General features: G+C 62.1%; 15 protein-coding genes and 1 pseudogene. 9 read left to right on the top strand and 7 right to left on the bottom strand.

Annotation, left to right across the window (positions count from 1 at the left end):
- Positions 1-100: 100 nt before the first annotated feature.
- Positions 101-1,300 (bottom strand): annotated as a pseudogene (locus ACX3M4_RS13110) (IS1380 family transposase); the annotation flags it as partial.
- Between the two features lie 232 nt (positions 1,301-1,532).
- Between ACX3M4_RS13110 and ACX3M4_RS13105 the strand changes: the two are divergent.
- Entirely contained in the window at positions 1,533-1,709 is a 177-nt protein-coding gene (locus ACX3M4_RS13105; RefSeq protein WP_459359426.1) for an IS4 family transposase, read from the top strand.
- A gap of 783 nt (positions 1,710-2,492) precedes the next feature.
- Here the strand turns inward: ACX3M4_RS13105 and ACX3M4_RS13100 are convergent.
- From ACX3M4_RS13100 to ACX3M4_RS13075, 6 genes are all read right to left on the bottom strand, one after another.
- Positions 2,493-4,040 (bottom strand): permease, encoded by a 1,548-nt coding sequence (locus ACX3M4_RS13100; protein ID WP_459359000.1) that lies wholly within the window; start codon positions 4,038-4,040, stop codon positions 2,493-2,495.
- The gene (locus ACX3M4_RS13095; protein ID WP_459358999.1) at positions 4,037-4,831 is read right to left on the bottom strand and encodes an ABC transporter ATP-binding protein; all 795 of its coding nucleotides are present in this window, start codon (positions 4,829-4,831) and stop codon (positions 4,037-4,039) included. The genes ACX3M4_RS13100 and ACX3M4_RS13095 overlap by 4 nt, the downstream gene beginning before the upstream one ends.
- Positions 4,832-5,107: 276 nt before the next feature.
- Positions 5,108-5,455, bottom strand: coding sequence for an SMR family transporter (locus ACX3M4_RS13090; protein WP_459358998.1), 348 nt, complete (start codon positions 5,453-5,455; stop codon positions 5,108-5,110).
- Positions 5,456-5,775: 320 nt separating this feature from the next.
- Complete coding sequence (locus ACX3M4_RS13085; RefSeq protein ID WP_459358997.1) at positions 5,776-6,582, bottom strand: hypothetical protein; 807 nt, start codon at positions 6,580-6,582, stop codon at positions 5,776-5,778.
- Between the two features lie 188 nt (positions 6,583-6,770).
- Positions 6,771-8,219: an aldehyde dehydrogenase gene (locus ACX3M4_RS13080; protein WP_459358996.1), complete on the bottom strand. Its 1,449-nt coding sequence runs from the start codon at positions 8,217-8,219 to the stop codon at positions 6,771-6,773.
- Between the two features lie 25 nt (positions 8,220-8,244).
- Complete coding sequence (locus ACX3M4_RS13075) at positions 8,245-8,949, bottom strand: GntR family transcriptional regulator (protein ID WP_459358995.1); 705 nt, start codon at positions 8,947-8,949, stop codon at positions 8,245-8,247.
- 211 nt (positions 8,950-9,160) lie between these two features.
- Between ACX3M4_RS13075 and ACX3M4_RS13070 the strand changes: the two genes are divergently transcribed.
- From ACX3M4_RS13070 to ACX3M4_RS13035, 8 genes are all read left to right on the top strand, one after another.
- Positions 9,161-10,354 carry an amino acid ABC transporter substrate-binding protein gene (locus ACX3M4_RS13070; RefSeq protein WP_459358994.1) on the top strand — a complete coding sequence of 398 codons (1,194 nt, stop codon included), beginning with the start codon at positions 9,161-9,163 and terminating at the stop codon, positions 10,352-10,354.
- 356 nt (positions 10,355-10,710) lie between these two features.
- The gene (locus ACX3M4_RS13065) at positions 10,711-11,574 is read left to right on the top strand and encodes a branched-chain amino acid ABC transporter permease (RefSeq protein WP_459358993.1); all 864 of its coding nucleotides are present in this window, start codon (positions 10,711-10,713) and stop codon (positions 11,572-11,574) included.
- On the top strand, positions 11,571-12,497 hold the full coding sequence (locus ACX3M4_RS13060) for a branched-chain amino acid ABC transporter permease (RefSeq protein ID WP_459358992.1): 927 nt from the start codon (positions 11,571-11,573) through the stop codon (positions 12,495-12,497). Before ACX3M4_RS13065 ends, ACX3M4_RS13060 begins: the two co-directional genes overlap by 4 nt.
- Positions 12,494-13,225 carry an ABC transporter ATP-binding protein gene (locus tag ACX3M4_RS13055; protein ID WP_459358991.1) on the top strand — a complete coding sequence of 244 codons (732 nt, stop codon included), beginning with the start codon at positions 12,494-12,496 and terminating at the stop codon, positions 13,223-13,225. The genes ACX3M4_RS13060 and ACX3M4_RS13055 overlap by 4 nt, the downstream gene beginning before the upstream one ends.
- On the top strand, positions 13,225-13,935 hold the full coding sequence (locus tag ACX3M4_RS13050) for an ABC transporter ATP-binding protein (protein WP_459358990.1): 711 nt from the start codon (positions 13,225-13,227) through the stop codon (positions 13,933-13,935). The genes ACX3M4_RS13055 and ACX3M4_RS13050 overlap by 1 nt, the downstream gene beginning before the upstream one ends.
- 97 nt (positions 13,936-14,032) lie before the next feature.
- Positions 14,033-16,390, top strand: coding sequence for a heavy metal translocating P-type ATPase (locus tag ACX3M4_RS13045; protein ID WP_459358989.1), 2,358 nt, complete (start codon positions 14,033-14,035; stop codon positions 16,388-16,390).
- An 11-nt stretch (positions 16,391-16,401) separates the two neighbouring features.
- Positions 16,402-16,827, top strand: coding sequence for a Cu(I)-responsive transcriptional regulator (cueR, locus tag ACX3M4_RS13040; protein WP_459358988.1), 426 nt, complete (start codon positions 16,402-16,404; stop codon positions 16,825-16,827).
- Entirely contained in the window at positions 16,827-17,252 is a 426-nt protein-coding gene (locus ACX3M4_RS13035) for a c-type cytochrome (RefSeq protein ID WP_459358987.1), read from the top strand. Before cueR ends, ACX3M4_RS13035 begins: the two co-directional genes overlap by 1 nt.
- Positions 17,253-17,259: the final 7 nt, after the last annotated feature.

Raw genomic sequence — 17,259 nt, 5'->3', positions numbered from 1 at the left:
TTTGGCGCTTCGAACGCTGTTTGTGATGGGCTGGTCGGAAAGGCAGACACGCCAATTCTGTCCCTGAATCGGCGCTGAACATATCTGATCGCGGTGACGCTCATGCCGGAGCCGGGTTGTCTGGCGGCCCGCGCAGGCCATTGATCAAGTCGAGTACCCCCACGAATATCTTCCTCGGCAGCGTGGCGGCGGCCATCTGGAAGATGGCGTAGCGCCCATGACGCACAAGGCGCGCGCCGGTCTTGATCAGGCGTTCGCGCAGGCTTTTTAGGGACCACGTCTCGAATACCTCCGGCGTCGCCAACGTGCGCAGGAAGTTCGCGAGGTTGTAGGCCAGCGCATGAAGCTGAAGCCGGACAGCGTTCGCCGCGAAACGCATGCAGGAGAGCCGGGTCCACTTGATCGCGTACTTGCCTTCCTTGATGTGCTGCTCGGCTGTTCCTCTGTCATTGTAGAAGGCCGGCACCCGCTCGTTTGGCAGGCTGCGGTTGGTGACGATGAAGCCCACGCGCGGGAACAGCTCGCCTGGATGGAACTCGACCTTGGCGACCACGCGGCGCGGCTTTGACCAGCTCTTCGCCCGGTAGTGGAAGCTGGTGTAATGACGGACGATGTGGTTCGGCGGGCGGCCCGGGCAGCGCTTGCTCAGCCAGTCGACCTGGGAGTGCAGCTTCGGATTGCCCTTGATCCGGATGGCGTAATCCCAGTCTTCATCCTCAAGCAGATCAAGGAGCGCGGGAATGGCGAAGGCCGCATCGGCACGGAAGCGCCGCCGCTTGAGTGAGGGGCGGGCCGAACGGGAATAGCGCGCCAGCACCGGCTTCAGGACATCTTTCCAGCCGTCAGCGCTATGGACGTTGCCGGGCCGAAGCGCGCAGTGTTCCATATCGCCGTACTGATTGAACACGAACAAGGGATGCAGGCATTTGGAACAGAAGTGCCCGTTCCACATCGCCCCTTCCTGCTCGCCATGCACGGGGCTTTCGGAGCTATCCATGCCCAGTGTGATGAACTTCGGCGGTTGTTTGTCGTGCACCGCGTCGAACCAGCGCCCGGGCAGTTCAGCAAGAGTCGCAAGCTTGCCGGGCAGTGTCAGCATCTCTGTCTCGAACCGTCCCATGGCCGACGCCGATGCGGCACTGATCTTCACCGCCTTGCCGCCAACGACCTGCCGCATCACAGGATCAGACCGAAGCCGGTCGGCGTTGTTCACATCCTCCCAGCCTGTCAGTCGGGAAAAGACTGACTGGCGAAGGTAGCCGCCGATCTGGTGCTGACCATTCTTGCAGGTGCGCGGGTCTACGCTGGAAGATTGAGACCTTCTTCAGAACACTGAAGACCGGATTCCGTATCGAGGAGTTGCTCCTCACCACGGCTGACCGATTGGCAAACTGTATCGCGCTGTGCTGCGTTTTGGCCTGGCGTGTCTCTTGGCTAACGATGCTCGGGCGCGAGGCACCGGATGCATCTCCCGCTGCCGTATTCACCGAAATCGAGCGCCGTTTGCATGAGCGCTCAACTCCAGAAAACAAATCTATGTCTCGCGAGACTTAGAATTCTACCTCAGGGCAGTCGCACGGCTCGGTGGTTATCTCGACCGCGCCTCCGACCCGCCGCCAGGAACAACCGTCATATGGCGAGGCTTCTCTCGACTCGCAGATCTGGTCGAAGGAGCCCGCATCGCGCAACTGCCCCATCATGAACCGTGAACTTATGGGTAACAGCAAGCATCACAGGATGCTTACGTCCACTTGGTGGGCGGGTACAAAGGATGGGCGCCTTCCCAAGCCGGTAAAGCTGGGCGAGCGCATCACCGTTTGGCGGGTGGAGGATATTCGCGCGCTCTTGGAAACCGGAGCGGCTTAACGTGGCTGGCAAACGTCCGAACGGGCACCGGATCAAGGCCATCGAAGCTACGACGTTGCCGAAGCTGCTCGCGCGCTGGGCGTTGCCAAGGGCACGGTTAGGCGTTGGTAGAAAGGCGGGGGCTTCCCTGCCTCAAGGAACAACGGCCCGTCTTGATCCTTGGGCAGGATTTGAAGGCCTTTCTCGATGGACGGCGAAAGCCGAAACAAACCTGCCAAATCGACGAATGCTTCTGCATGTCCTGTAAGGCGCGAAGGCGACCGGCCTTCGACGAAGTTGAATTCAATCCCTCACGGCCACAGGCGGCAATCTGAGGGCATTATGCGAGCATTGCGCCACCGTGATGCACAAGCGGGTGGCTGATCGACCTTAAAGTGGTAGAGCATCTTATGTGCGTTCTCCTGAACGCACGATGCTCTTGTCCCGCCGGAAACACGAACCGGCGCGCCCCTGGTGCCGCCTAGGGCGACCTTGATCAGGGATGGGCTGCCCATGTCCTCGCCCAGGCGGATGGTGAAGCCGCCGCCATGCGGCCGGCGTCACGAAAGTTGTCCGCATCGTGTGGTCTCGAATCGGATGCGGCTGGGTGATGGCAAGAAACTGCACAATCCAGGCGCGCTAACCTGTCAGGTGTTTGCGCCGTACTTCGGACTGATGCTCCAGGAGGTTCCAAGTACACACAAGAGCAGAATAGCGGGGAGGAGCGCCAACGGGCTTCCCGCCACGACAAGGGCTGTGCCCGCGGCGCAGGCAATGGACGACGCTGCTTCCGCGAGCGTCGAGGCCTTCGAAGCGACCTGCCGGCGCCGGAAGGTGGTGCGTTTGGCTTGCGCGCGAAACCAGAGCTGGACTAGGATTGCACATGCCGCCGCGACCATTGCGCCGGCGAAGGTGACCACGGCACTCGAGAACGATATGAGCGCAAGGCTCAGAGAAATCGGCAGCATGATTGCTGCGATAAGCGTCAGGACCGACAGCACCTTCGCCCACAGGCGTGTAAACGCAGAAATCGGGGCTGTTGCAATGAGGTCCGGGGCATCCTCGCCGGAGATGGTCAGCCAGGCAAGGCCGCCGGCAAGCTGTCCGACTGCCATCACGACAACAGGGGCGACGATCACGGAAATCTCGTTGTTCTCGCCAAAACTAACCCAGAGCATGACAGCCGGCGGGATGAGATAGAGAACCTGCATCAACGTCTGGGAAACCAGCCAGGGATCGCGGGCGATCAACTTGAGTTCCTTGTAAACCAGCGCGCCGAGTGGCGAATAATTGCGAAAGGTTCGCTCAAGGGTGCGTCCGCGCGGGGTCTTTTCCGTGACACCGAGTGCCATCACGACGATGCTGCGAAACTGGACTGCGCCGCGCCAGGCTCCTACCGCAAAAAACGCGACCGATACTGCCAGGACCAGAAACACGGCACCGGTCTGTCTGGCGGCCGCATGGGAAAGGAACCACCAAGCTGACCCAGCATCTGGCAACTGGTTTGCCAGGAAGGCCGGATCGAAGAGCGTGAAGCGGGACATTGATCCGAAGGACAGGATCGCGACCACCTGCATGCCGATCAGAAAGGCGGCGCCGACGACCGCGGCCAGGATTTGCGCGTAGAAGCGCGTGCGCTGCGCTCCGACCGTTCGAAACAGCGCGAGTGTGATCAACACACCCAGCCCGGTTGCTGACAGCGATACCGCCAGGAGAACCGCATATCCTGCAATCCACCGCTCGCCGCCAAGCGCCACCGCAACGTTGAGGAATGGGGAAATAACCAGCGCCGACATCGCCCAACTCGTCAAAGCCATCATGACGATGCGCACAAGAAACAAGTCACGCGAGGGCGCGGGGGAAGACAGGATCAGGTCGAGGTCATCGCGGGCGTAGAACGCTCGTGTTACCGATTCCATTGCCTGTGAGAGCATCATGGTGAAGCTGAGCAGGATCGTGACCGAAATCACCGCCAGCGTGGTCTGATCGAGCACAAGCCCGGCGGTGAAATGAGGTGAAAGCACGGCATAGGCGATCAGATGCATGATCGCATAGAATAGGCCCATGCCGATCAGGGCGCGCCGCAGGCTCGTATTCCGCCAGCCTGAAAACATCCAGGCCCAGTCGCGCCAGGCGAGCCGCAATTCATGCCTTGAAAAACGTATCAGGGCGGAAGGAGCCGCGATCGCTCTCATGCCACCTTCTCGTCAAGGTAATTTGCCTTGCCTTGATGTGCTTCGCCGTCAGCGCCGCCCACGATTTCAAGGAAAATATCCTCCAGGGAATGGCCTCCGGCGCTCGCGCGTGCGCGCAACTCTTCCAGCGTTCCTTCGGCAACGAGTTCACCGCGGGCGATAATCCCGATCCGGTCAGCCATGCGCTCCGCGACCTCAAGGATATGCGTCGTCATGATGATCGACACGCCTTGCGCGACAAGGCCGCTCAGCACCTTCTTCACCTGCCGGGCGGATCCTGCATCAAGTCCGGTGAGCGGTTCATCGAGGATGATCAATCGCGGTTCATGGATCAAGGCACCGGCAAGCGCCACCTTCTGACGCATCCCTTTCGAGAACCCGCCACAGCGTTCATTGGCATGGGGCCCAAGTCCAAAGGAGTCGAGCAGAGTATCGGCCTTGAAGCGCGCGAGGTCCGGCGGCATGTTCCAGAGGCCTGCCACGAACTCGAGATATTCGAGCGGCGTCAGCTTGTCATAGACCATGGGTTCGTCGGGAACCCAGGCCAGGACCTGCTTGGCGGCAATCGGGTCCGCAAACGCGTCGATGCCGCAGATCCTGACGCTGCCCGCATCGGCCTGGAGCAATCCCGCCACCATCCGCAGCGTTGTCGTTTTGCCTGCGCCGTTCGGGCCGAGCAACGCATAGAACTCGCCATCACGCACTTGCAGGGACAGGCCGTTGACTGCCGGTTCTCTGAAGCGCTTATGAAGATCGACAATTTCGAGGGCTGCGGAACTGGAAGACGGCATATGTCTCTCGTCTCTGGGAGGTTTCGAGCAGTTTACCGGGGGGACCTTTCGCTAGTGTAAAATCCGGTCATCTGTCGCGCGTTGAAGCACCTTGAACCGAAAAGAGGTTCGAAGGACAGGTGCGGTCCGTTGTGAAACGAACCTTTCTTCTTCAAATCTTAGCCACTTGTCGCCGCGCTCACCTTGCCGCGAAGCGGGGCGGTGCCGGGGAGCCGTGAAGATGCCGGAAGCTGAGCCCGGCGCCTTGTGCCGGCGTCCCGTTCAGCGTCCCCTCCCTCAATGCGTGACCGCCTTTGAAAACAGGTTGATCACCAGAACCCCGGCAACGATCAGTCCGAGGCCGAGAATGGCGGGAAGGTCCAGGGTCTGTTTGAAGACCAGCCAGGCGACGAGCGTGATCAGCACAATGCCGGCACCGGACCAGACCGCGTAGACGATGCCGGTCGGCAGCACGCGGATCGGGTAGGAAAGCAGCCAGAAGGAGAGCGCATAGCCGACCACAGTGATCAGCGTCGGCAGGAGGCGCGTGAAATTCTCGGTTCTGGCGAGCGCGGAAGTCGCGATGACCTCGGCGACGATGGCGGCGGCAAGGATCAGGTAGGTGGCAACGGCATTGGCGGGCATTGATCGATCGTCCTGGAATGGAAGAGATTTGCGCTGAAAGTATCAACTCAGCGACGCGGCCGGGTGCGGCAAAGCGACAGGGACTTGGCTGATCAGGCCGCGTCTCCTGCCTAGTCTGAATGTCAGGGAAGTTGCCGCCAGGTGCTGGAAAAGTCAGGCATTCCGGCTGGACCGGAATTCGTGCGGGTGTCCACCGCTCTCAAGGAGCGCGCAGCTCGCGCCAGTGCTCGAGCATCTTAAGATCGATCAGCGGACGCTCAACCGGTTCCGGATGTGCGTCCGCTGATCTAGGCGTCCTTCACCCGGAAACCGGCCTCTCCTCAGAACGTGTATTTGCTTTCCAGCAGCAGGCCATAGCGATGGTAGTTCTGGTCGAGCACGACCTTTTCGCCGGTTACGACATAACGACGGTCGAAATTCGAGTGGAGCCACCAGTAGCGGCCGCCGACGCCCAACTGCCAGTTCCGCGTCAGGTCGACATTCAGCATCGCGTCGGCTTCCAGGCCGTAGCTCCAGTCGCTCTCCCAGGTTTCGGCGTTGTTGTAGCTCCACGGAACCCCGGCCACATCGACGGCCCAGCCGACACGCGAGCCGATGTCGCCTTCGGCCGTCACACCCATGCGCAGCGCGTGCCACCGGCGTTCCTGCTCGATGGTTATCGTGCCATATCTGGCCGAGTAGTCGTCGGCGAGATACTGATAGCCGACGAACCCCTTGAGCCTGACCTGATTGTTGGCAAAATTGGCAAATTGCCAGCCGCCGTCGACGACGACATAGCCGAGGGAGGTGTCGTCATAGTCGTCCATCGTGAAACCGGCATATTCCGCGTCGCCGCTGACATTGCGGCCGAGGCCGACATAGGCTCGCACGAAGGTGCCTTCGGTCACGTCCTCCAGCGTTCCGACCAGTTCCGCCGTATGCGAGGACACGTTGTCGGTGCCGGAAATGTTGAACCGCTCGTTGTCGAGATCCGTTTGCGACTGGCTGTACCAGTACCTGACACCGATGCTGCCGCGCAGGCTCGACGGCTGATAGAGTTCCGATGAGCCCGGATAGGACATGTCAGCCGCAAGAAGAGGGGTTGCCAGGCAGAATACCGCCGGCAGCGACAGAAAAAGGCTTTTCATCACTGGAGCACCGCTTATGAAATTGCCGCGCAGATTCGCGCTATGAGTGCATCAGTGTATTGCCACTTATGGTTAATGAGACGTGAAACCACGCCTCATTTCTTGCAAGGATCGGGCTGCCGTAGCGTCGCAAGCGGATATGCGGGTCGCTTGGACCTGCCTGGCAATACCGGGAAGCGGACGGTTCCTCAGATCGGGTAGCCCTGGCCCGGGTCCTCGATGGTGATCCAGCGCAGTTCCGTGAACTCGTTGATGCCGGCGGAGCCGCCAAAGCGGCCGTAGCCGGAGGCCTTGACGCCGCCAAATGGCATCTGGGCTTCGTCGAAAACCGTCGGGCCGTTGATGTGGCAGATGCCGGACTGGATTTCCCTGGCGACCTCCATTGCCCGGCGCACGTCCTGGCCGAAGACCGCGGCCGACAGGCCATATTCCGTGTCGTTGGCGATCACGATGGCATGGGCGGTGTTGCGGGCGCGGATCATCGTCGTCACCGGGCCGAAGCTTTCCTCGCCATAGATGCGCATTTCCGGTGTGACATGGTCGACGATGGTCGGCGCCATGATGGTGCCGGTTTCCGGTACGCCGCCACAAAGCACTTTCGCGCCTTTCAGGAGCGCATCTTCGATCAGCGCACGCACATGATCGACGGTGTCGCGGTCGACGACCGAGCCGATATGCACCTGGTCCGCCGGATCCCCAACCTTGAGAGCAGAAGCGCTGGCGGCGAATTTTTCGGCGAAGGCATCGGCGATTGTCTCGTCGACGACGACCTTTTCCGTCGACATGCAGATCTGGCCCTGGTTCATGAAGGCGCCGAAGCGGGCAGCGTTGACGGCGCCGTCCAGATCCGCGTCGTCCAGCACCACGAGCGCCGCCTTGCCGCCAAGTTCCAGGAGGCAAGGCTTCAGATGCCGTGCGGCGCGTTCGGCGATGATCCGGCCGACCCGTGTCGAGCCGGTGAAATTGATCCGCCGCGTCAGCGGATGATCGATCAGGGCATTCACCACATCCGGTGCATTGGCGGCATCGTGGGTGAGGATGTTGAGGACGCCCTTCGGCAGTCCGGCATCGGCAAGGACATCGCCAAGAAGCCGATGCAGGCCGGGGCATTTCTCGGACGCCTTCATCACCACCGTGTTGCCGCAGGCGATCGGCAGGGCGAAACAGCGCACGCCGAGGATCGTCGGCGCGTTCCAAGGCGCCATGCCGACGAGCACGCCAATCGGCTGGCGATACCCCATGGAAAAGGAACCCGGCTTGTCGGAGGGAATGATCTCGCCCTTGATCTGCGTGGTCGAGGCGGCCGCCTCGCGCAGGATCTTGGCCGCAAACATGTTGTTGAAACCGAGCCAGGGCGCGGTCGCGCCGGTTTCCCGGATACCGACCTCGACGAATTGCGGCGTGCGTTCCTCCAGAAGGTCGGCGGCCTTGCTCAGGATCTTGCGGCGCTCGTTCGGGCCCGTCCTGGACCATGTTGCGAAAGCAGCCTGAGCGGACTGCACGGCCTTGTCGACATCGGCTGCGGTCGCTGCCGCTGCCAGGCTTGCCCGCGTGCCGGTCACCGGATTGCGGCGCTCGAACACCGCCGCACCTGCCGCCGTCTGGTCCTCGTTGTCGATGAATAGGCCGTAGTCCATTGGAGGCTCCCGAAGGTTCGTCGTTTCAAGCCTCGTCCGGTCCCGTGAAGAGGGCCGAGTAGACGAGGGTCTGGTTGGCATGTTCGCGCATGATCGATTCCGCCCGCTGCGGATCGCGCTTCGAAATGGCGTCGTAGATCAGCCGATGCTGCATGTTGCCGAGGCGCAGGCGCATCAGGTCGTCGTCCGCCTTGTCGGCGCTGAAGACGACGGTGCCGAGCTTCAGCATGGGCAGGCTTTCCATCCGGTCGAAGGCAAAGCCGATATAGTCGTTGCCGCACTGGCGCATGATGGTTTCGTGGAAGGTGACATTGCCGTCCTGGTAGCGCGACACCTTTTCGCCGACCTCGAAGCCGCCGGTCAGCGCTTCGTCCATGGCGCGGATCACCTGGCGCAGCGTCGCATCGACCTCCCGGCTCATGCCGGCCTTGGCGAGCGTCCCTGCGGCGAGGCCTTCCAGCACGCCGCGCACCTCGTAGGCGTGCTTGATGTCACCGAGATTGAATTCCTGCACGGTGAAGCCACGCCCGTCGCGCTTCTTGATGAGGCCCTCCACTTCTAGCGCGCGCAGGGCAAGGCGGGCAGGGGTCCGCGACACGCTGAACATGTCGGCGACGCTGACCTCGCTGATCTTTTCGCCCGGCGCCAGCGAGCCGTCCATGATCATGCGGTGCAGGACCGCCAGCACACGCTTGTCGGAAGGGGCGCCTTCAATTGCCTTGGTCGTCATTTTCTAAGTCTTTTTGCATCCGTAGTGCCTCGGGGGCGTCGACCTTATCACGTGCGATTTCTCATTTATGTATCCAAAAATGTAGATTTGTCATCCTATTATTTCAAAAACTAGCGAATTTGAATTCATTATGTTGCCAATCAAGATATTTATGGATACAAAGTTGAGGTGCTCCAGAAACGCAGTGCGGGCACGACTGGGAGGAATTGCAATGCGTAAGACAATCTTTGCAGCCACCGCGCTGACCGCGGCGCTGCTGGCTTCGGTGGCCTTCGCCGCCGACCCGATCAAGATCGGCCGGGTGGTGCACCAGACCGGCCCGGCGGCCGGTGGCGATGCGGCCAGCCACACGCCGAATGTGGAGCTCTGGGTAAGCCAAGTAAACGATCGCGGTGGGCTGACCGTCGGCGGCGAACAGCGCCTGGTGGAACTCATCGAATATGACGACAAGTCCAATCCGGCCGAGATGATCAAGGCGGTGCAGCGTCTGGCGACCCAGGACGAGGTCGACTTCCTGCTGTCACCCTGGGGCACGGGCTTCAATCTTGCGGCAGCTCCCGTCTTTGCCAAGAACGGCTATCCGCAGATCTCGGTGACGAACATCACCGACGAGATCGAGGAACTGTCGGAACGCTTCCCGAACATGTTCTTCACCCTCGGCAGCACCACGGGCTTCGTGGAAGGTCTGCGCGACACGTTGAACAAGCTGCGCGACAGCGGCGCCATCGGAAACAAGGTCGCCATGGTCAACGTCGCCGACGCCTTCGGCATCGAGCTTGCCGCGGTCGCTCGCGAGGTCCTGCCGGCGGCAGGCTACGAGATCGTCTTCGACAAATCCTATCCGCTTGGAACTGCGGACCTTTCGCCGGTGGTCAAGGGCGCCAAGGCTGCGGAACCCGATGCGTTCATCGCCTTTTCCTATCCGCCAGATACCTTCGCGCTGACGGAACAGGCGATCATCGAGGATCTGGATGTCGGCGCCTTTTACACCGCCGTCGCAACGGCCTTCCCCGCCTATGCCGGAAAATTCGGTTCCAAGATCGAGGGCAATCTCGGCGCGGGCGGTGTCAATCTGGAACTGGAGCCGATGCAGGCTTATCGTTCTGCCTTTACCGAACTCCACGGCAATCCGCCGGAATACTGGGCCGCGGCCACGTACTATGCCGGTCTTCAGGTGCTGGAGCAGGCGATCGAAGGAGCCGGCAGCACCGACAGGCAGGCGGTCACCGACTTCATCAGGGCCAACAGCTTCGACACCGCAATCGGAACCGTCAGCTTCGACGAACACAATGAATCGAAGCACTACTGGACCGTGGGCCAATGGAGCGGCGGCCAGTTCAACGCAGTCGCCGGCGTCGGCGTGCCGGTCGCGGTGGAGCCGGTTGCGAAGGATGGCTGGAAGTAGGTTCCGAAAGGTAGATGCAGGCCGGAGCTTTCGGCCTGCGCTCGTCCGGGTCTGAATGTCCAAGCGCGTGTCGGATCGTGGGATGTTCCATGGCGTAAATTCTTGCTCCCCTCTCCCCCCTTGCGGGGGAGATGTCCGGGAACCGGACAGAGGGGGGTAAACCCTTACCGCGAATTCGGACCTTATGATTTGCCGATGGGCTGTCACCCCCCTCTGTCCGCAAGCGGACATCTCCCCCGCAAGGGGGGAGAGTGGTGCAAGCTGATTTGGCTGTGGGTGAAACGTGCAAGCCGGTGCAAGATCGGAAGTTCAGGGCAAAGCGCAATGAAGACCATCCCCGACAACGGAACCGCTGAATGGACATCCTGATTTCCGGCCTGCTTCTGGGCGGAACCTATGCGCTGATCGCCATGGGCCTGACGCTGCAATATGGCGTCGCCCGCATCATGAACCTTGCCAATGGCGAGGTGCTGGTGCTGGGGGCTCTGGCGTCCTTTCTGGCCTTTACGGCCGCGTCCGTCAGCCCGCTTGTCACCGTCTTCGTTGTGGCGCCGCTGGCCTTTGCAGCCAGCTGGCTGGTCTATCGCGTGCTGATGCTGCCCCTGGTTCGGCGGGCCAAACACCAGGGGCAGCTGGAGGTGGATTCGATCCTCGCCACCTTCGGCATGGGGTTCATCCTGGTCGGGATCATGGTCTTCATCTATCCCGAGCTTTTCGCCTATTCCTACCTGGCAGTGCCGGTCGATCTCGCCGGTACGACGGTTGCCGCCAACAGGCTGGTCGCCTTTTCAGGGGCTACCGTCATCGGTCTTGCGCTTTATGGCTGGCTCAACCGCTCGAATGCGGGCCTTGCAGTCCGCGCGGTTGCGGTCAGCCCTCTGGCGGCCGGTCTTGTCGGCATCAACGTGGAACGCATCAGCGCGCTCGCCTTTGCCGTCGGCGGGATGATCACGGCAATGGGCGGGGTGCTGATATCCACCTTCGTCACGCTCGACCCGTCCTTCGGGGTGATCTTCACCATGAAGGCGCTCATCATCGTCATAATGGGCGGCGTCGGCGACATCCGCGGCGCGGTGGTTGCGGCTCTTCTGCTCGGCGTCGTCGAAACGGCTGTGGCGACGCTGATCGATCCCGGCCTGACACTCGCCGCCGCCTATCTGATCTTTCTTCTCGTGCTGCTGTTCCGACCGCAGGGCTTGTTCGGGCGGAGATCCGCATGACTTCATCCTCTCTCGCCAACGGGCTGGCTGCCGGACTTGCGTTTGCCTGCGCCGCTGCCTTGCCCCTTGATGCCGACGGTTACTGGCTTTCCATAGGCGTCACCGTGCTGATGTATGCCGCGCTGTCGACGTCCTGGGCGCTGTTTTCGGGTCCGACGCATTACATCGCCCTTTCCACCGGCGCCTTTTTCGGCATCGGCGGCTATCTCGTCGGCCTCGGCATGAGCGACTACGACCAGAGCTTCTGGCTGATGGCAGCCATCGCTCCGTTCGTGGCCACGGTGCTTGCCGCCCTGATCGGCTGGGCAACGCTGCGCCTCTCCGGTGTCTATTTCGTCATCTTCACGCTGGGCCTCGCCGAGATGATCCGCAACCTCATCAGCTGGATACAGAACAACTTCCTTGGCAGCCGCGGTCTCTATGTGCTGACCGATCTGGAAGAGGTTCACATCTACTACCTGCTGCTCGCCATCACTGCGGCCGTCTTCCTGTTCGGCTGGCAGCTTGGCCGCTCACGGCTCGGCTTTGCGCTGCGCATTCTCGGCAATGACGAGGAGGTTGCCCGCCATGTCGGCATCGACACGGCGCGGACAAAAATCCTGCTATTCATGACGACGGGCTTCGTTGCCGCGCTGGTCGGGGCAATCGTCGCGCCGCGGTATTATTACATCGAGCCGAATGTGGTGTTCTCGCCAGAGCTCAGCTTCATTGTCGTCATCATGGCTCTGCTCGGCGGCACACGGTCGCTCTACGGCCCGATCCTCGGCGTCATTCCCTTCACTCTGCTCTGGGAACTGATCTCCGTCACCTTTCCGAACGCGACCACACTGGTGCTCGGGCTGGCATTCCTCCTGATCGTCTATTTCCTGCCCGGCGGCGTCACCGGGTTGCTTGGGCGCTTTCGGACGGGGAGACCGTCATGACCCCGGGCGAGCCGATCCTCCATGTCGAAAACCTGACCAAGCGCTTCGGCGGACTGGTGGCGGTCAACGATGTCAGCTTCCATGTGCGTGAGCACGAGGTCATGGGGCTGATCGGGCCGAACGGGTCGGGCAAGTCGACGACCATGAACATGATTTCCGGCGCCCTGAAGGCGACTTCCGGTTCGATCCGGCTGAAGGGCCGGGATCTCACCAGGGCAAAGCCGCATGAGACCGCACGCTTCGGCGTGTCGCGCACCTTCCAGCTCGTCCGGGTGCTGCCGGAACTGACCGTTCTGGAAAATACCCTGGCGGGGGCGGTTTTCGGCCACAAGCGCCGCTGGGGCCGGGAGGCCGAGATATTTTCCGAAGGCTTGCTGGACCGGGTGGGGCTGTCGGACAAGGCCGGCAAACCGGTCTCGGCTCTCACCTATATCGACCAGAAGCGGCTGGAGCTTGCCCGGGCGCTGGCGGGCGAGCCGGAAGTGCTGCTGCTCGACGAATGGCTTGCCGGACTCAATCCTTCGGAACTGAAGCTCGGGATCGATCTCATCGCCAGCCTGCGCGCGGAGGGGCGCACCATCATTCTGGTCGAACATGTCATGGACGCGATCCGTTCCCTTTGCGACCGGTGTCTTGTCATCAATTCCGGTGCCAGGATCGCCGAGGGCACGCCGGAAGACGTGCTTTCCGATCCGGAAGTGATCCGGGCCTATCTGGGAGACGGATGATGCTGGAGATCGATGCGCTTTCGGTCGCCTATGGCCTGCACGCTGCTCTGCAGGGTGTCACTCTTGCGACGGCGAAGGGGGAGATCGTGGTGATCCTCGGTGCCAATGGCGCCGGCAAGAGCTCGCTCCTGCGCGCAGTTGCGGGCATCAGCGAGGGCACGGTCACCGGCGGCGTCAGTCTCAACGGCGGGCCGCTCCGCAATCTGCCGACGGACCGCATCGTTGAAGCCGGCATTGCCTTCGTGCCGGAAGGGCGCGGCATCTTTGGCGATCTCACCGTCTGGGAGAACCTGATGCTCGGTGCTTACCCGGAACGCGCCAGGCAACGGCGCAAGGAAAACCTGGAAAAGGTCGTCGGGCTCTTCCCGAAGCTGGCGCAACGCCGCAACCAGGTGGCCCGGACCATGTCCGGAGGGGAACAGCAGATGGTCGCCATCGGACGGGCGATGATGTCCAGTCCGGATATCCTGATGCTGGACGAACCGTCCCTCGGTCTGTCACCGCTCCTCTGCCGGGAGCTCTTCGACAATCTCAGGCACATCCGCGAGACCGGTATCGGCGTCCTTTTGGTTGAGCAGAACGCCCGCCAGAGCCTTGCCATCGCCGACCGGGGCTACCTGATCGAGAACGGCCGCATAACCGGTACGGACAGAGCAGCGGCTTTGCTGGAAGACCCGGCGGTGCAAAAGGCGTATCTCGGAGCGGGCTAGACGCCATCGCATTCCTAAGCATTTTCACGGCTTGACCTTCCAGTGACTGGAGGCGCTAACTGCTGGTTCATCGATATCAAGCAGAGCCGTGAAAACCATGCAAGACACAGCTGTCAAACCTGAAAAAACCGAGGAAGAAGGCAAGGTCACGGACCCGGTCTGCGGTATGTCTGTCACGCTCGGCAAGGGCAAGCCGAGCCTGAAATACAAGGGCAAGGTCTACCATTTCTGCAATCCGAAGTGCCACGACAAGTTCGAGGGCGACCCTTATTTCTATCTTTCCGGCAACAACGGAAGGAAGACGGCGCTGGAAGCGGAGCGCTCCGCCGAGGGCGCGCTTTACACCTGCCCGATGCATCCGGAAATCGTCCAGGAAGGCCCCGGCACCTGCCCGATCTGCGGCATGGCGCTGGAGCCGATGAGCGGTGTCTCGGACGAACCCAATCACGAGCTGATTGATTTCACGCGGCGGCTTTGGGTGAGCGCGCTGGCGGCGATCCCGCTCTTGATCCTCACCATGGGGCCGATGCTGGGCGTGCCGGTCCGCGACTGGATCGGCGAAGGCGTCGCCATCTATCTTGAAGCGCTGCTTGCAACGCCGGTGGTGCTGTGGGCGGCTCTGCCGTTCTTCAAGCGCGGCTGGACGTCTCTGGTCACCCGCCATTTCAACATGTGGACGCTGATCATGATCGGCGTCGGCGCGGCCTATCTCTATTCCATGGTCGCCGCCTTTCTGCCGTTCCTGTTCCCCGATACGCTCAAGATGCAGAGCGGCCACATGCCGGTCTATTTCGAGGCTGCGGTGGTCATCATCGCGCTTGTTTTTGTGGGCCAGGTTCTGGAACTCAGGGCGCGGGAGCGCACCGGCGATGCCATCCGGGCTCTTTTGGGTCTGGCGCCCAAGACCGCGCGGCGCATCACGCCGGATGGCGATGAATATGATGCGCCGCTGGAGAATATCCTGGCAGGCGACCGGCTGCGCGTGCGCCCCGGCGAAGCCGTGCCGGTGGATGGCGAGGTGCTGGAGGGCGGCTCGTCCGTGGACGAGAGCCTGGTGACCGGCGAGCCGGTTCCGGTGGAGAAGAGTCCTGGCGACAGCGTTACCGGTGGCACGCTCAACAAGACCGGGTCCTTCGTAATGGAGGCCAAGCTCGTCGGGGCCGACACCATGCTGTCGAAGATCGTCGACATGGTTGCCTCGGCGCAACGTTCGCGCGCGCCGATCCAGGGGCTCGCCGACAAGGTCGCCGGTTATTTTGTCCCGACCGTCATTGGTGTAGCCGCTCTGGCGTTTATGGTCTGGCTGGTTGTCGGGCCGAGCCCGGCGCTGGTCCATGCGGTGATCGCCGCCGTCTCGGTGCTGATCATTGCCTGCCCCTGTGCGCTCGGCCTCGCTACACCGATGTCCATCATGACGGCAACCGGCCGCGGGGCGCAGGCCGGGGTTCTGGTGAAGACCGCCGAAGCGCTGGAGCGCCTTGCCTCGGTGGATACGATTGTCGTCGATAAGACCGGCACATTGACCGAAGGCAAACCGGCGGTCGACGAGATCGTGCCGGCGGACGGCGCGACAGCAAACGATCTGCTGCGTTTCGCTGGCGCTCTCGAAAAAGGCTCGGAGCACCCGCTCGCCGAAGCGATCCTGGCGGAGGTGAAGCGGCAGCAGGCCGATCTGCCTTCGGCGGAAGATTTCGAAGCCGTCACGGGCAAGGGCGTGCGGGCAATAGTGGACGGCGACACGGTGCTTTTCGGCAATGCCGGTTTTGCCGCCGACAGCGGCGCGGATCTCTCGTCCTTGAACGACCGGGCCGAAGAGCTTTCGGAACTCGGCAAGACGGTGATGTATCTGGTGAAGGGCGAGGGGGATGCTGCCCGTCTGCTCGGACTTGTTGCCGTTGCCGATCCGGTGAAGCCGAGCGCGAGGGCGGCGATCAAGGCGCTGCATGACGACAATATCAAGATCGTCATGGCAACTGGCGATGCGCCCAGGACTGCGCAAGCCGTCGCCAAGGCTCTCGGCATCGACGAGGTTCGCGCCGGCGTGCTGCCGGAGGGCAAGAAGAAGCTGATCGAGGACCTGAAAGCCGGTGGCAGCATCGTTGCCATGGCCGGTGACGGCGTCAACGATGCGCCGGCTCTTGCCGCCGCCGATGTCGGTCTTGCCATGGGAACGGGCGCGGATGTCGCCGTGGAAAGCGCCGGTCTGACGCTGTTGAAGGGCGACCTTGATGGCATCCTCAGGGCGCGGACGCTGGCGCGCGAGACCGTGCGGAACATCCGCCAGAACCTCTTCTTCGCCTTTGTCTACAACGCGGTCGGGGTGCCGGTTGCAGCCGGCATCCTCTATCCGGTCTTCGGCATTCTGCTGTCGCCCATGCTGGCGGCTGCCGCCATGAGCCTCTCCTCCGTGTCGGTCATCAGCAACGCGCTGCGCCTGCGCACGCTGAAGCTTTAGGGAGAACGCCGATGAATATCGGAACAGCGTCCGAGAAAAGCGGTCTGCCGGTCAAGACCATCCGCTATTACGAAGAAATCGGCCTCGTCCGGCCACTGCGCAGCGAAAACGGCTACCGGGAGTTCCTGGAAACCGACCTGCAGCGGCTGAAATTCCTGCAGCGGGCCCGCAGCCTCGGCTTCTCCATCGAGGAGTGCCGGGAACTGCTGTCGCTCTACGAGGACCGGAACCGGGCAAGCGCCGACGTCAAGGCGCTGACGCGGTCCAAGATCAGGGAGGTCGACCGCAAGATCGCCGAGCTGCAATCGCTGAAGCGGGTGCTGTCGGATCTGGTCAAGGCCTGCCACGGCGACGGCCGGCCGGACTGTCCGATCATTGACGACCTTGCCGGAGGGCACGAAGAAGACGAGACCCGGGACGGGAGCAGCAAGAACTGATGCGCAAGGTATTTTTGACCGTTTCCGCCATCCTCTCCCTCGCCGTGCTCGCGGTTCTGCTCTGGGGCCTTATTTCGGAGAAAAAAGACGAGAAAGCTTCGGCCGGAGCGGCGTTGGTTGCCGTCACCGTGCCGCAGCTTTCCGGCGACGCGCAGGCGGGTGCAGCGCTGTTCGCTGAAAACTGTGCCGCCTGCCATGGCGACAACGCCGCCGGTCGCGAAGGCTCCGGCCCGCCCCTGGTGCACAAGATCTATGAGCCGAACCACCATGCGGACGGCGCGTTCTTCATGGCCGCCGCACGTGGCGTGCGGGCGCATCACTGGTCCTTCGGCGACATGCCGCCGGTCGAGACGGTCGGTGAAACGGATGTGACGAAAATCGTCGCTTATGTGCGCGCGCTGCAGCGGGCGAACGGGATTAACTGAAAAGTCC

The organism is Roseibium sp. M-1 (genome assembly GCF_054515675.1).
This window is presented reverse-complemented; position numbering and strand designations above follow the sequence as displayed.

Coding starts and splice junctions, on each gene's coding strand:
- ACX3M4_RS13045 (WP_459358989.1), top strand. CDS start 14,033: ATGCAAGACACAGCTGTCAAACCTGAAAAAACCGAGGAAGAAGGCAAG.
- ACX3M4_RS13055 (WP_459358991.1), top strand. CDS start 12,494: ATGACCCCGGGCGAGCCGATCCTCCATGTCGAAAACCTGACCAAGCGC.
- ACX3M4_RS13080 (WP_459358996.1), bottom strand. CDS start 8,219: ATGGACTACGGCCTATTCATCGACAACGAGGACCAGACGGCGGCAGGT.
- ACX3M4_RS13085 (WP_459358997.1), bottom strand. CDS start 6,582: ATGAAAAGCCTTTTTCTGTCGCTGCCGGCGGTATTCTGCCTGGCAACC.
- cueR (WP_459358988.1), top strand. CDS start 16,402: ATGAATATCGGAACAGCGTCCGAGAAAAGCGGTCTGCCGGTCAAGACC.
- ACX3M4_RS13100 (WP_459359000.1), bottom strand. CDS start 4,040: ATGAGAGCGATCGCGGCTCCTTCCGCCCTGATACGTTTTTCAAGGCAT.
- ACX3M4_RS13070 (WP_459358994.1), top strand. CDS start 9,161: ATGCGTAAGACAATCTTTGCAGCCACCGCGCTGACCGCGGCGCTGCTG.
- ACX3M4_RS13065 (WP_459358993.1), top strand. CDS start 10,711: ATGGACATCCTGATTTCCGGCCTGCTTCTGGGCGGAACCTATGCGCTG.
- ACX3M4_RS13090 (WP_459358998.1), bottom strand. CDS start 5,455: ATGCCCGCCAATGCCGTTGCCACCTACCTGATCCTTGCCGCCGCCATC.
- ACX3M4_RS13075 (WP_459358995.1), bottom strand. CDS start 8,949: ATGACGACCAAGGCAATTGAAGGCGCCCCTTCCGACAAGCGTGTGCTG.
- ACX3M4_RS13095 (WP_459358999.1), bottom strand. CDS start 4,831: ATGCCGTCTTCCAGTTCCGCAGCCCTCGAAATTGTCGATCTTCATAAG.
- ACX3M4_RS13060 (WP_459358992.1), top strand. CDS start 11,571: ATGACTTCATCCTCTCTCGCCAACGGGCTGGCTGCCGGACTTGCGTTT.
- ACX3M4_RS13050 (WP_459358990.1), top strand. CDS start 13,225: ATGCTGGAGATCGATGCGCTTTCGGTCGCCTATGGCCTGCACGCTGCT.
- ACX3M4_RS13035 (WP_459358987.1), top strand. CDS start 16,827: ATGCGCAAGGTATTTTTGACCGTTTCCGCCATCCTCTCCCTCGCCGTG.